The 543-nt window shown below is 65.2% G+C and carries 1 protein-coding gene; it reads right to left on the bottom strand.

Annotated features, from left to right (window positions below; all coding sequences use genetic code 11):
- The coding region (locus tag QMG73_RS46160; RefSeq protein WP_281906525.1) for an AAA family ATPase at positions 1-543 on the bottom strand (543 nt) is incomplete at both ends.

Below are 543 nucleotides of genomic sequence, written 5' to 3'. Positions count from 1 at the left end.
CGGGTGCCCAGGTTGGTGGTCAGGATGATCACCGTGTTCTTGAAGTCGACGATGCGTCCCTGACCATCGGTGAGCCGGCCGTCTTCGAGGATCTGCAGCAACGTGTTGAACACGTCCGGGTGGGCCTTTTCGATCTCGTCGAACAGGACCACCGAGAACGGCCGGCGCCGCACCTTCTCGGTCAGCTGACCGCCCTCGTCGTAACCCACGTATCCGGGCGGGGCACCGACCAGGCGGGACACCGTGTACCGGTCGTGGAACTCGGACATGTCCAGCTGGATCAACGCGTCCTCGGACCCGAACAGGAACTCCGCCAGGGCCTTGGACAGCTCGGTCTTACCCACACCGGACGGACCGGCGAAGATGAACGAACCAGAAGGCCGCTTCGGGTCCTTCAGACCGGCCCGGGTGCGCCGGATCGCCTTGGAGACCGCCTTGACCGCGTCTTCCTGGCCGACGACCCGCTTGTGCAGCTCGTCTTCCATCCGCAGCAGCCGGGACGTCTCCTCCTCGGTCAGCTTGTAGACCGGGATGCCGGTCCAG

It is taken from the genome of Phytohabitans aurantiacus, from assembly GCF_027923225.1.
Taxonomy (GTDB): Bacteria; Actinomycetota; Actinomycetes; order Mycobacteriales; family Micromonosporaceae; genus Phytohabitans; species Phytohabitans aurantiacus.
The sequence above is the reverse complement of the archived record's forward strand: the minus strand, read 5'-3'. Positions and strand labels throughout refer to the sequence as shown.